Source organism: Malikia granosa, from assembly GCF_002980595.1.
Lineage (GTDB): Bacteria > Pseudomonadota > Gammaproteobacteria > Burkholderiales > Burkholderiaceae_C > Malikia > Malikia granosa.
The window spans coordinates 1-11,495 of sequence record NZ_PVLQ01000133.1; the positions used below are offsets into that span (position 1 = coordinate 1).

Here is an 11,495-nt window from a genome sequence, read left to right on the forward strand (position 1 = left end):
GGCCGGTGCGGCCGGTGCGGCAGCGGCATTGTGCTGAGCCGCGCTAGTCCTGTGCCGCCAGCATCTGCGCGATGTCCGGGTCCTGGCCGAAGGCTTGCGCGAAGTAGTCGACGAAGCTCTTGACCTTGAGCGAAGGGCGGCGTGCAGGCTGGAATACCACGTTCAGGGGCAAGGGGTGGGCGCGAAAACGCGTCAGGATCGGCTTGACCCGGCCGGACCGGATGTCTTCGCCGTAGATCCAGAGCGTCGAGTAGCTGATGCCCAGGCCTTCGCAGGCGGCCTGGCGGATCGCCTCCGAGCTGTTCGATTCGAAATTGCCCCCGACGCATACGCTGTGCGTCTGGTTCTGACCATCGAGAAAGCCCCATTCATTGAAGCTGGCCAGCCCGGTGTAGACCAGGCAATTGTGCGCCAGCAAGTCGTCGGGGTGCTGCGGCTCGCCATGCCGGGCCAGGTAGGCGGGCGAGGCCAGCGTCGCGCGGTGCGCGGTGCCGATGCGCCGCGCCACCAGCCGGCTGTCCTTGAGCTCGCCGACCCGGAACGCCACGTCGATGCCGGCGGCCACCAGGTCGACGAAGTTGTCGTCGAGCTGCAGGTTGACCTTGATCCTGGGATAGCGCGCATAGAAGTCCGCCAGCCTGGGCACGATGTGCAGACGGCCGAAAGCCACCGGAGCGGCCACGCGCAGCACGCCGCAGATCTCGTGCTCGGCGCGATGGACCTCGAGCCGGGCTTCCTCGAAGGTGTCCAGCATCTGCCGGCCGCGCTCGTAGAACAGCTGGCCGGCCTCGGTCAGCGAATGGCTGCGGGTCGAGCGCACCAGCAACTTGGCCCCGAGCCCGGCTTCGAGCGCCTGCACCTGCTTGCTGATCGCTGACTGGGTGGTGCGCGCCTCGCGCGCCACCGCCGAGAAGCTGCCGGAGTCCACCACCCGGATGAAGGTTTCGATCAGGCGCAGTCGGTCCATGGCTTCATTGATTCTTTCAAGGAATAAATCATAGCTTTAAATCGGATCTACCCCTGTGTTTCAGGAATATCCATAATCGATTCATTCCTGAATTTCCTCCCTGTACTGGAACCCCGCCCATGAACGCTCCCTTGCCCCACGCCCTGGCCCAGACGCTCGATGCCGACTCGCTCAAGCTGTTCCAGCCTGGTCGCATCGGCGACATCGAGATCGCCAACCGCATCGTCATGGCGCCGCTGACGCGCAGCCGCGCCGACGAGGCCGCCGGCGACATCCCGGGCAGCGCGCTCAACGTCGAGTACTACCGCCAGCGCAGCAATGCCGGCCTGATCATCAGCGAAGGCACCCAGGTCTCGCCGGTCGGCAAGGGCTACATGGCCACGCCCGGCATCTACTCCGAGGCCCAGGTCGAGGGCTGGAAGCCGATCACCCGGGCGGTGCACGAGGCCGGCAGCAAGATCGTGGCCCAGATCTGGCATGTGGGCCGCGTCACCCACCCCGACCTGACCGGCGGCGCGCAGCCGGTGGCACCGTCGGCCATCGCGCCCAAGGTCGTGGCCTACACCCGCAATGGCAAGGTCGAGGCCCCAGTGCCCCATGCGCTGACGATCGACGAGATCGCCGAGGTGGTGGCGCAGTTCCGCCGCGCCGCCGCCAATGCGATCCGCGCCGGCTTCGACGGCGTCGAGATCCATGGCGCCAACGGCTACCTGGTCGACCAGTTCCTGCGCGACGGCGCCAACCAGCGCACTGATGGCTACGGCGGCTCGATCGAGAACCGCTGCCGCTTCGCGCTCGAGGTGGTCGACGCCGTGGTGGCCGAGATCGGTGCCGGTCGCGTCGGCATCCGCCTGTCCCCGGTGACGCCGGCCAACGACCTGTCCGACAGCCACCCGCAGGCGCTGTTCGGCCATCTGGTCGAGCAGCTCGACCAGCGCGGCATCGCCTTCCTGCATTTCGTCGAGGGCGCGACCGGTGGCCCGCGCGACCTGCCGGGCTTCGACTATGCCGGCGCACGCCGGGCCTTCAAGGGCGCCTACATCGCCAACAACGGCTACGACCGCGAGATGGCGATCGCGGCCGTCGAGTCGGGTCGCGCCGATGCGGTGGCTTTCGGGCGCCAGTACATTGCCAACCCGGATCTGGTGCAACGCCTGAAGCAGGGCGCGGCGCTGAACCAGCCGAACCCGCAGACCTTCTACACCCCGGGCCCGGTCGGCTACACCGACTACCCGGCGCTGTAAGGGTTGTCCAGTCCTGCCACCTCTGCAAGCTGCAACCCCTGGACGGGAGCCCCTGGACGAAGCCGATGGATTGCAGCCGCAGGGCCATCGACTTTCGCACCGGCAAGCCGTCGAGCGCGCCGCGGCAGCCAGGCCAGCGCCGGAATCGCCAGCGGGCCGGCTTTCACCCGTTCGGGCACCGGCCAGACATAAACTCTCAAGCAGATACTAGGGAAAATACCGAGCAAATATTGCAATAGAGTATCGAATGTCATTTTTCGGGTACCTGTAGACGCAACAGCCTTCCGGACAATAGGTCCCGCGGCTGGAAGCAGCCGTACCAGTACATATAACCGAAGGAGACATCCGTGAAATTCAAGCTTTCCGCCGTCGTCGCTGCTTCCCTGCTGGCCACTGGCATGGCACAGGCCGCGACCGAGCTCGTGATCGCCACCGTGAACAACGGCCACATGATCGAGATGCAGAAGCTCGGCAAGCACTTCGAGCAGGCCAACCCCGACATCAAGCTCAAGTGGGTCACGCTGGAGGAGGGCACCTTGCGCCAGCGCGTCACGACCGACATCGCGACCAAGGGCGGCCAGTTCGACGTCATGACCATCGGCATGTACGAGACCCCGATCTGGGGCAAGAAGGGCTGGCTGCAGGAAGTCAAGACCGACGCAGCCTACGACGCCGACGACCTGCTGCCCGCCATGCGCAACGGCCTGTCGGTCGATGGCAAGCTGTTCGCCGTGCCCTTCTACGGCGAGAGCTCGATGCTGATGTACCGCAAGGACCTGGCCGACAAGGCCGGCGTCAAGGTGGCCGACAAGCCGAGCTGGAACGACATCAAGGACCTGGCCGCCAAGATCCACGACCCGAAGAACGGCGTCTACGGCATCTGCCTGCGCGGCAAGCCGGGCTGGGGCGACAACATGGCCTTCCTGTCGACGCTGGTCAACACCCATGGCGGCCAGTGGTTCGACATGCAGTGGAAGCCGCAGCTCGAGAGCAAGCCCTGGAAGGACGCGATCAACTTCTACGTCGACCTGCTCAAGAGCTACGGCCCGCCTGGCTCGTCGGCCAACAGCTTCAACGAGATCCTGGCGCTGACCAACGAAGGCAAGTGTGGCATGTGGGTCGATGCGACGATCGCTGCCTCCTTCGTGAGCGACCCCAAGCAGTCCAAGGTGGCTGACAAGATGGCCTTCGCGCAGGCTCCGACCATGGTCACGCCCAAGGGCGCCAACTGGCTCTGGGCCTGGTCGCTGGCCATCCCCTCGGGCTCCAAGAAAGTCGATGCCGCGCAGAAGTTCGTGACCTGGGCCACCTCCAAGGACTACATCCAGCTGGTCGCCAAGACCAATGGCTGGGGCGCGGTCCCGACCGGCACCCGCAAGTCGACCTATGCGAGCGCCGAATTCCAGAAGGCCGCCAGGTTCGCTGCCGCCGAGAAGGCCGCAATCGACAGCGCGAATCCGAACGACAGCACCCTGCCCAAGTCGCCCTATGTCGGCGTCCAGTTCGCTGCCATCCCCGAGTTCCAGGCCATCGGCGTGACGGTGGGCCAGCAGATGAGCGCCGCGCTGGCCGGCAAGACCACGGTTGACGCCGCGCTCAAGGCCTCGCAGGCCGCGGCCGAGCGCGAGATGCGCAAGGCTGGCTACTACAAGTAAGCCGCTGGCCGGGGCCTGCGCGGCCCCGTCCCGGTCGACCTTCCTCATGGCGAATTCGGCGCTGCCCGGCAGACCGGCCCTGGCATCGCCTCTTTTTCCCTCCACGCACATGAACCGATTCCTCCCCCGCGTCCTGATGACGCCGGCCATCGCCACGCTCTTCCTCTGGATGATCGTGCCGCTGGTGATGACGCTCTATTTCTCCGTCATCCGCTTCAACCTGATGCAGCCCGAGCAGAGCGGCTTCATCGGCCTGGAGAACTTCGAATTCTTCGTCACCGATCCGAGCTTCTGGCCGGCGGTGCTCAACACCGTGCTGCTGCTCGGCAGCGTGATCCTGATCACGGTGCTGCTCGGCATCGCGATCGCCCTGCTGATCGACGAGCCTTTTCCCGGCCGCGGCCTGGTTCGTGTGCTGCTGATCTCGCCCTTCTTCGTCATGCCCACGGTCAACGCGCTGCTGTGGAAGCACATGATGATGAACCCGATCTACGGCGTGCTGGCCCAGGTCTGGGCCTTCTTTGGCGCCACGCCGGTCGACTGGCTGACCGACTGGCCGCTGCTGTCGGTCATCATCATGGTGTCCTGGCAGTGGCTGCCGTTTGCCGCGCTGATCTTCATGACCGCGCTGCAGAGCATGAACCGCGAGCAGCTCGAGGCCGCGCGCATGGACGGCGCCAACTACCTGCAGCAGCTGCGCTACCTCTACCTGCCGCACCTGGGCCGCTCGGTCGCCGTGGTCGTGATGATCGAGCTGATCTTCCTGCTCAGCGTGTTCGCCGAGATCTACACCACCACCGGTGGCGGGCCGGGCGACGCCAGCACCAACGTGGCCTTCCTGATCTTCAAGCAGGCGCTGCTCAACTTCGACGCCGGCGTGGCCTCGGCCGGTGCCCTGTTCGCCGTGCTGCTGGCCAACATCGCCGCCATCTTCATGATCCGCCTGGTCGGCAAGAACCTGGACAAGTGAGAACCGCCATGTCACGTCATTCCCGTGTTTCCGCGGCCCTGGTGGTCCGCACCCTGGCAGCCTGGGCGGTCACGCTGCTGCTGTTCTTCCCGCTCGGCTGGCTGTTCCTGACCGCGTTCAAGACCGAGCTGCAGGCGATCTCGGTGCCGCCGCTGCTGCTGTTCGAGCCCACGCTGGCCAACTTCCACGAGGTGCAGGAGCGCAGCGACTACCTGCTCTACGCCAAGAACTCGGTCGTCACCAGCGTGCTCTCGACCCTGCTGGGTCTCGCGATCGCCGCGCCGGCAGCCTACTCGATGGCCTTCTTCAAGAGCAAGCACACCAAGGACATCCTGATGTGGATGCTCTCGACCAAGATGATGCCGGCCGTCGGCGCGCTGGTGCCCATCTACGTGCTGGCCCAGACCAGCGGCCTGCTCGACACCCAGCTCGCGCTGATCATCGTCTTCACGCTGTCCAACCTGCCGATCATGGTCTGGATGCTGTACTCGCACTTCAAGGACATCCCGCACGAGATCCTGGAGGCCGCGCGCATGGACGGCGCCACGCTGTGGCAGGAGCTGCGCCTGGTGCTGCTGCCGCTGGGCATGGGCGGCCTGGCATCGACCGGCCTGCTGTGCCTGGTGCTGAGCTGGAACGAGGCCTTCTGGAGCCTGAACCTGACGGCGGCCCAGGGCGGCACGCTCGCCACGCTGATCGCGAGCTATTCCAGCCCCGAGGGCCTGTTCTGGGCCAAGCTGTCGGCCGCCTCGCTGATGGCGATCGCCCCGATCGTGGTGTTTGGCTGGTTCAGCCAGAAGCAGCTGGTCCAGGGCCTGACCTTCGGCGCGGTCAAGTGAAGCCGCCGCGCCACCGCAACGCACAAGTACAACAGGAGATTCCCGTGTCATTCCTCCAGCTGCAAGGCATTGAAAAGTATTTCGGCGAGCACCGCGCCATCAAGGGCATAGACCTGCAGATCGAGAAGGGCGAGTTCGTCGTCTTCGTCGGCCCCTCGGGCTGCGGCAAGTCCACCCTGCTGCGCCTGATCGCCGGCCTCGAAGCCATCGACGGCGGCAAGCTCTCGCTCGAGGGCCGCGACATCACCCGGCTGCCCTCGAGCAAGCGCGACCTGGCCATGGTGTTCCAGAGCTACGCGCTGTATCCGCACATGAGCGTGTTCGAGAACATGAGCTTCGCGCTCAAGCTGGCCAAGGCGCCGGCTGAGGTGATCCGGACCAAGGTCGAGCGCGCCGCGCAGATCCTCAACCTCACGCCCTACCTGCAGCGTACGCCCAAGGAGCTCTCGGGCGGCCAGCGGCAGCGGGTGGCGATCGGCCGCGCCATCGTGCGCGCGCCCAAGGTCTTCCTGTTCGACGAGCCGCTGTCCAACCTGGACGCGGCGCTGCGCGGCCAGACCCGGGTCGAGATCGCCAAGCTGCACCGCGAGCTCGGCGCGACCACCATCTACGTCACCCACGACCAGGTCGAGGCCATGACGCTGGCCGACCGCGTGGTGGTGCTGCGCGACGGCCAGATCGAGCAGGTCGGCTCACCGCTCGAGCTCTACGACCGTCCGGCCAACCAGTTCGTCGCGCAGTTCATCGGCACGCCGCAGATGAACGTCGCCACCCTGGCCCAGCTGCCCGCCGTCGTCCAGCAGCAGGCACCGGCGGGTGCCGCCGGCGGCTCGATCGGGCTGCGTCCCGAGAGCGTGACGCTGCAGCCGGCCGGCCAGGGCCTGGTCGACGGCCGGGTCGAGCTGGTCGAGGCGCTGGGCGCCGAAACCCTGATCTACGTCAGCACGCCCGGCGGCGCCCAGCTGGTGGCGCGCCAGAACACCCGCAGTCCGCTGCATGCGGGCGATGCGGTCGGCGTGTCGATCGAGCTCGGGCAGGCGCACTGGTTCGACCCGCAGGGCCGGGTGGTGGGCGCGCGCGGCTGAAGGAGGAGCTAGCCATGACCCAGAAACTTCAAGGCCAGGTGGCCGTCGTGACCGGCGCCGCCTCCGGCATCGGACTGGCCAGCGCCGAGGCCATGCTCGCGGCCGGCGCCCGGGTGGTGCTGGTTGACCGCGACCAGCGGGCGCTCGCGGCGCTGTGCGAGCGGCTCGGCCCGGATGCGCTGCCGCTGGTGATCGACCTGCTCGATGCACGCCAATGCGCCAGCCTGCTGCCCGGCGTGCTGGAGCTGGCCGGCCGGCTCGACATCCTGCATGCCAATGCCGGCAGCTACATCGGCGGCGACCTGGTCGATGCCGACCCGGACGCGATCGACCGCATGCTCAACCTCAACATCAACGTGGTGATGAAGAACGTGCGCGCCGTGCTGCCGCACATGATCGAGCGCGGCAGCGGCGACATCATCGTCACCAGCTCGCTGGCGGCGCATTACCCGACTCCCTGGGAGCCGGTCTATGCCGCGTCCAAGTGGGCGATCGACTGCTTCGTGCAGACGACGCGGCGCCAGGTGTTCAAGCACGGGCTGCGGGTCGGCTCGATCTCGCCCGGTCCGGTCGTCACCGGCCTGCTGGCGGACTGGCCGGCCGACAAGCTGCGCCAGGCGCGCGAGTCGGGCAGCCTGCTCGAGGCCGCCGAGGTGGCCGAGGTGGTGCTGTTCATGCTGACGCGCCCGCGCGGCATGACGATCCGCGACGTGGTGATGCTGCCGACCCAATTCGACCTCTAATCCTCTTACGCGAGTCAGAACATGAATGTGATGTTGCACCTGGGCCTGGGGTCCTTCCACCGCGCCCACCAGGCGGTCTACCTCGACGCCCTGATCCGCAGCGGCGACGCCTCCTGGGCGCTGGCCGGCGGCAATATCCGGCCCGACATGGCCGAGACGATAGCCGCGCTGATCCAGCAGGGCGGCGCCTACACGCTGGAGACCATCTCGCCGGCCGGCGAGCACCGCTACCAGCGCATCGGGTCGATCCGCCGGGTCATTCCCTACCAGCCCGACCTGGCCGGCCTGATCGAGCAGGGCGCGAGCGCCGAGACCAAGATCATCTCGTTCACCGTGACCGAGGCCGGCTACTACCTCGACGCCGACAACCGACTCGACCTCGAGGCCTTTGCCGACCTGCGCGCCGACCTCGACGCGGCGCGCGCGGGCCACCCCGGCGCCACCCTCTACGGCGCGCTGACCGCCATCCTGCGCGCGCGCATGGCCAGCGGCGCCGGCCCGGTCACGCTGCTCAACTGCGACAACCTGCGCCACAACGGCGAGCGCTCGCGCGCCGGCCTGCTGCAGTTCATCGGCCTGATAGGCGACGCCGCGCTGCTGGCCTGGGTGCAGGCCCACACCAGCAGCCCGAACGCGATGGTCGACCGCATCACGCCGCGCCCGACGCCCGACGTGCGCGAGCGCGTGCTGGCAGCGACCGGCATCGACGACCCGGCCGCGCTGATGGGCGAGAGCTTCATCCAGTGGGTGATCGAGGACCGCTTCATTGCCGGCCGGCCAGCCTGGGAGCGGGTCGGCGTCGAGATGGTCGACTCGGTCGACGCCTACGAGGAGGCCAAGATCCGGCTGCTCAACGCGACGCACTCCTGCATCGCCTGGGCTGGCACCCTGGTCGGCTACCGCTACATCCACGAGGGCACGCAGGATGCGGCGATCCGCCGGATGGCCTACGACTACGTGACCGACGACACCATTCCCGTGCTCGACCGGCCCGAGCACCCCTGCCCGATCGATCTGCCGAAATACCGCGACGTGGTGCTGGACCGCTTCGGCAATCCGGCGATCCAGGACACCAACCAGCGCGTGGCGATGGACGGCTTCAGCAAGATCCCCGGCTTCATCGCGCCGACCATCCGCGAGCGGCTGGCGCGCGACGAGTCCATCGCCAGCGTGGCGATGCTGCCGGCGCTGTTCCTGGCCTACCTGCAGCGCTGGCATGCCGGCCGGATCCCCTACGCCTACCAGGACCAGGCGATGGACCCGGCAGCAGCGCACGCGATCTGCGCGGCGGCCGATCCGGTGGCGGCCTTCTGCGCCGATGCCGTGCTGTGGGGCGAGCTGGCCGGTGACGACCGGCTGGTCGACGCGGTACGTGCGGCCACGGCCCGCGTCGCTGGCTTCGTCGCCGGACATCCGGGCACGGCCCGCTTGTCGGCACCTTGTTGAGCTGCCGATCGAGCCGCCGCCGATGACCGTCAAGACCCGCCAGATGCCGCGCCAGCCCAAGCCGGAGCTGGAGCACGACTTTGCCCGTCTGCCCGCGCTGGGCTACGAGCCGCCCGAGGAGGTCGGCCTGATCCGCTGCCTCGCGCACGGCTATCCGACGCCGCTGGCGCGCTGGCATTACCACGACGAGTACGAGCTGCACATCATCACGGCGACCTCGGGCAAGGTGTTCGTGGGCGACTGGATCGGCCAGTTCCAGCCCGGCCAGGTGGTGCTGACCGGGCCCCGGCTGCCGCACAACTGGGTCTCGACCGACCTGCCCGAGAGCGGCGTGCCGCTGCGCGACCTGGTGATCCAGTTCTCGCACGAGCCGCTGCTGCGCGCCAGCCAGGACATCCCCGAGCTGGCCGAGGTGCTGCCCATGCTCGAGCGGGCCCGCCACGGCATCGAGTTCTTCGGTCTGTCCGAGCGGGCCCAGCAGCACTGGCAGCAGGTCAAGCTCGGCAGCGGACTCCAGCGCTTCGGTGCCTTCTGCAGCTTCCTGGCCGAGCTGGCCGCCTGCACCGACTACCGGCTGCTCTCCAGCGTGCAGCTGCAGAGCGACGAGGACGACGACTCGCTCGACCGGGTCGAGGCCGTGGTCAGCCGCATCATGGAGCGGATGGCCGAGCCGTTGTCGGCCGCCATGCTGGCGAGCGAATTCGAGATGAGCGAGAGCCAGTTCAGCCGCTTCTTCCGCAAGACCACCGGCAACACCTTCACCGACTTCGTCAACCGGGTGCGCATCAACCGGGCCTGCCAGCTGCTGATGGAAACCGACCAGCTGATCACCGACATCTGCTACGAGGTCGGCTTCAACAACGTGGCCAACTTCAACCGCCGCTTCCTCGAGCTCAAGGGCCTGACGCCGTCCGAATTCCGGCGCCAGGCGCTGACGCGCTTTCGCGGCGCGGCCTGAGCCTTCCCCTCATTGCAAACTGATACGGAAAACACCATGTTTCTCGGACTGGACCTGGGCACATCCGAGCTCAAAGCCCTGCTGCTCGACCGCCAGCACCGGGTGCTCGCCAGCGCGCGCGCGCCGCTGACCGTGCAGCGCCCGCAGCCGCTGTGGTCGGAGCAGTCGCCCGCCGCCTGGTGGCAGGCGCTCGAGACCGTGATGGACCAGCTCCAGCGCGAGCAGCCCGAGGCGCTGGCCCGGCTGGAAGGCGTGGGCCTGTCGGGCCAGATGCACGGCGCCGTGCTGCTCGATGCCAAGCAGGCCGTGCTGCGCCCCGCGATCCTGTGGAACGACGGCCGCAGCGCCGCCCAGTGCGAGGCGCTGAGCCGGACGGTGCCCGAGCTGGCGGCGATCAGCGGCAACCTGGCGATGCCGGGCTTCACGGCGCCCAAGCTGCTCTGGGTGCGCGAGCACGAACCCACCCTCTTTGACCTTGTTTCCCTGGTGCTGCTGCCCAAGGACTGGCTGCGCCTGCAGCTGACCGGCGAAGCGGTCAGCGAGATGTCGGACGCGGCCGGCACGCTCTGGCTCGACACCGCCCGGCGCGACTGGTCGGACCGCCTGCTGCAGGCCACCGGTCTGGACCGCGCGCAGATGCCGCGCCTGGTCGAGGGCAGCGAGCGCTCCGGCGTCGTCAAGCCCGAGCTGTGCCGGCGCTGGGGCCTGCCCGAGGGCCTGCCGGTGGCGGGCGGCGCTGGCGACAATGCCGCCAGCGCGATCGGCATGGGCCTGGTCGAGCCGGGGCAGGGCTTCGTCTCGCTCGGCACCTCGGGCGTGGTCTTCGTCAGCGGCGACCATTTCGAGCCCAATCCGGCGCAGGCGGTGCATGCCTTCTGCCATGCGCTGCCCGGGCGCTGGCACCAGATGTCGGTCATGCTGAGCGCGGCTTCCGCCTTGAGCTGGGCGACCCGGCTGCTCGGCTATGCCTGCGAGGCCGAGCTGATTGCCGACGCCGCGACGCTCGACGCCGACCGGCAGGACCAGGCACCGCTGTTCCTGCCCTACCTGGGCGGCGAGCGTTCGCCGCACAACAACCCGCACGCGCAGGCCAGCTGGACCGGCCTGGGCCACGCGCACCAGCGCGCCGACCTGGCCTATGCGGTGGCCGAGGGGGTGGGTTTCGGCCTGCGCGACGGCCTGCTGACGCTGGGCCGCCATGGCGCACCGCTGCAGGCACTGTCGCTGGTCGGCGGCGGCGCGCGCAGCGCCTGGTGGGCACAGCTGCTGGCCCATGTGCTGGGCCTGCGGCTGGATGTCCATGCCGGCGGCGACCTGGGCGGTGCCCTGGGCGCGGCGCGCCTGGGCTGGCTGTGTGCGGGCGGCCGGCTCGACGAGGTATGCCTGCAGCCACCGATAGCGCACCGCTACGAACCCGACCCCGCCACCCACCAGCGCCTGCTGTTGCGGCACCAGCGCTTCCAGGCGCTGTACCCGGCCCTGCATCCTGTGCCTGGATCGCCCCGCTGCGCCGACCAGCCAGCCTGATTGAATCCAGCTTCCTCTGTCCCACCTTGTTACGCCACTTCATGAACCAGCTCGACGCACT

Annotated in this window: 11 protein-coding genes; 9 read left to right on the forward strand and 2 right to left on the reverse strand. The window is 68.2% G+C overall.

Going from position 1 to position 11,495, the window contains the following annotated elements; genetic code table 11:
* Positions 1 to 43: 43 nt before the first annotated feature.
* Positions 44 to 967, reverse strand: a complete 924-nt coding sequence (locus tag C6P64_RS17485; protein ID WP_105749806.1) for a LysR family transcriptional regulator — start codon at positions 965 to 967, stop codon at positions 44 to 46.
* A 119-nt stretch (positions 968 to 1,086) separates the two neighbouring features.
* On the opposite strand from C6P64_RS17485, the gene C6P64_RS17490 reads away from it, so the two are divergent.
* The gene (locus C6P64_RS17490; RefSeq protein WP_105749807.1) at positions 1,087 to 2,211 is read left to right on the forward strand and encodes an alkene reductase; all 1,125 of its coding nucleotides are present in this window, start codon (positions 1,087 to 1,089) and stop codon (positions 2,209 to 2,211) included.
* Here C6P64_RS17490 and C6P64_RS18090 read toward each other — a convergent pair.
* Positions 2,196 to 2,465, reverse strand: coding sequence for a hypothetical protein (locus C6P64_RS18090; RefSeq protein ID WP_146115977.1), 270 nt, complete (start codon positions 2,463 to 2,465; stop codon positions 2,196 to 2,198). The genes C6P64_RS17490 and C6P64_RS18090 overlap by 16 nt on opposite strands.
* Before the next feature lie 144 nt (positions 2,466 to 2,609).
* Between C6P64_RS18090 and C6P64_RS17495 the strand changes: the two genes are divergently transcribed.
* The 8 genes from C6P64_RS17495 (at position 2,610) to xylB (ending at position 11,434) form a co-directional block, all read left to right on the forward strand.
* Positions 2,610 to 3,866: an ABC transporter substrate-binding protein gene (locus C6P64_RS17495; protein WP_105749813.1), complete on the forward strand. Its 1,257-nt coding sequence runs from the start codon at positions 2,610 to 2,612 to the stop codon at positions 3,864 to 3,866.
* Positions 3,867 to 3,975: 109 nt separating this feature from the next.
* Positions 3,976 to 4,836: a carbohydrate ABC transporter permease gene (locus C6P64_RS17500; protein ID WP_105749808.1), complete on the forward strand. Its 861-nt coding sequence runs from the start codon at positions 3,976 to 3,978 to the stop codon at positions 4,834 to 4,836.
* An 8-nt stretch (positions 4,837 to 4,844) separates the two neighbouring features.
* On the forward strand, positions 4,845 to 5,675 hold the full coding sequence (locus tag C6P64_RS17505) for a carbohydrate ABC transporter permease (RefSeq protein WP_105749809.1): 831 nt from the start codon (positions 4,845 to 4,847) through the stop codon (positions 5,673 to 5,675).
* 44 nt (positions 5,676 to 5,719) lie between these two features.
* A complete protein-coding gene (locus C6P64_RS17510) occupies positions 5,720 to 6,760 on the forward strand; it encodes an ABC transporter ATP-binding protein (protein WP_105749814.1) in 1,041 nt (346 codons plus the stop codon).
* Between the two features lie 14 nt (positions 6,761 to 6,774).
* A complete protein-coding gene (locus tag C6P64_RS17515; RefSeq protein ID WP_105749810.1) occupies positions 6,775 to 7,503 on the forward strand; it encodes an SDR family oxidoreductase in 729 nt (242 codons plus the stop codon).
* Between the two features lie 21 nt (positions 7,504 to 7,524).
* On the forward strand, positions 7,525 to 8,949 hold the full coding sequence (gene dalD, locus C6P64_RS17520) for a D-arabinitol 4-dehydrogenase (RefSeq protein WP_211296886.1): 1,425 nt from the start codon (positions 7,525 to 7,527) through the stop codon (positions 8,947 to 8,949).
* A gap of 22 nt (positions 8,950 to 8,971) precedes the next feature.
* Positions 8,972 to 9,907, forward strand: a complete 936-nt coding sequence (locus C6P64_RS17525; protein ID WP_105749811.1) for a helix-turn-helix domain-containing protein — start codon at positions 8,972 to 8,974, stop codon at positions 9,905 to 9,907.
* Positions 9,908 to 9,943: 36 nt separating this feature from the next.
* On the forward strand, positions 9,944 to 11,434 hold the full coding sequence (gene xylB, locus C6P64_RS17530; RefSeq protein ID WP_105749812.1) for a xylulokinase: 1,491 nt from the start codon (positions 9,944 to 9,946) through the stop codon (positions 11,432 to 11,434).
* The last annotated feature ends 61 nt before the right edge of the window (positions 11,435 to 11,495 follow it).

Coding starts and splice junctions, on each gene's coding strand:
- C6P64_RS18090 (WP_146115977.1), bottom strand. CDS start 2,465: ATGACATTCGATACTCTATTGCAATATTTGCTCGGTATTTTCCCTAGT.
- C6P64_RS17495 (WP_105749813.1), top strand. CDS start 2,610: ATGGCACAGGCCGCGACCGAGCTCGTGATCGCCACCGTGAACAACGGC.
- C6P64_RS17490 (WP_105749807.1), top strand. CDS start 1,087: ATGAACGCTCCCTTGCCCCACGCCCTGGCCCAGACGCTCGATGCCGAC.
- C6P64_RS17505 (WP_105749809.1), top strand. CDS start 4,845: ATGTCACGTCATTCCCGTGTTTCCGCGGCCCTGGTGGTCCGCACCCTG.
- dalD (WP_211296886.1), top strand. CDS start 7,525: ATGAATGTGATGTTGCACCTGGGCCTGGGGTCCTTCCACCGCGCCCAC.
- xylB (WP_105749812.1), top strand. CDS start 9,944: ATGTTTCTCGGACTGGACCTGGGCACATCCGAGCTCAAAGCCCTGCTG.
- C6P64_RS17485 (WP_105749806.1), bottom strand. CDS start 967: ATGGACCGACTGCGCCTGATCGAAACCTTCATCCGGGTGGTGGACTCC.
- C6P64_RS17500 (WP_105749808.1), top strand. CDS start 3,976: ATGAACCGATTCCTCCCCCGCGTCCTGATGACGCCGGCCATCGCCACG.
- C6P64_RS17525 (WP_105749811.1), top strand. CDS start 8,972: ATGACCGTCAAGACCCGCCAGATGCCGCGCCAGCCCAAGCCGGAGCTG.
- C6P64_RS17515 (WP_105749810.1), top strand. CDS start 6,775: ATGACCCAGAAACTTCAAGGCCAGGTGGCCGTCGTGACCGGCGCCGCC.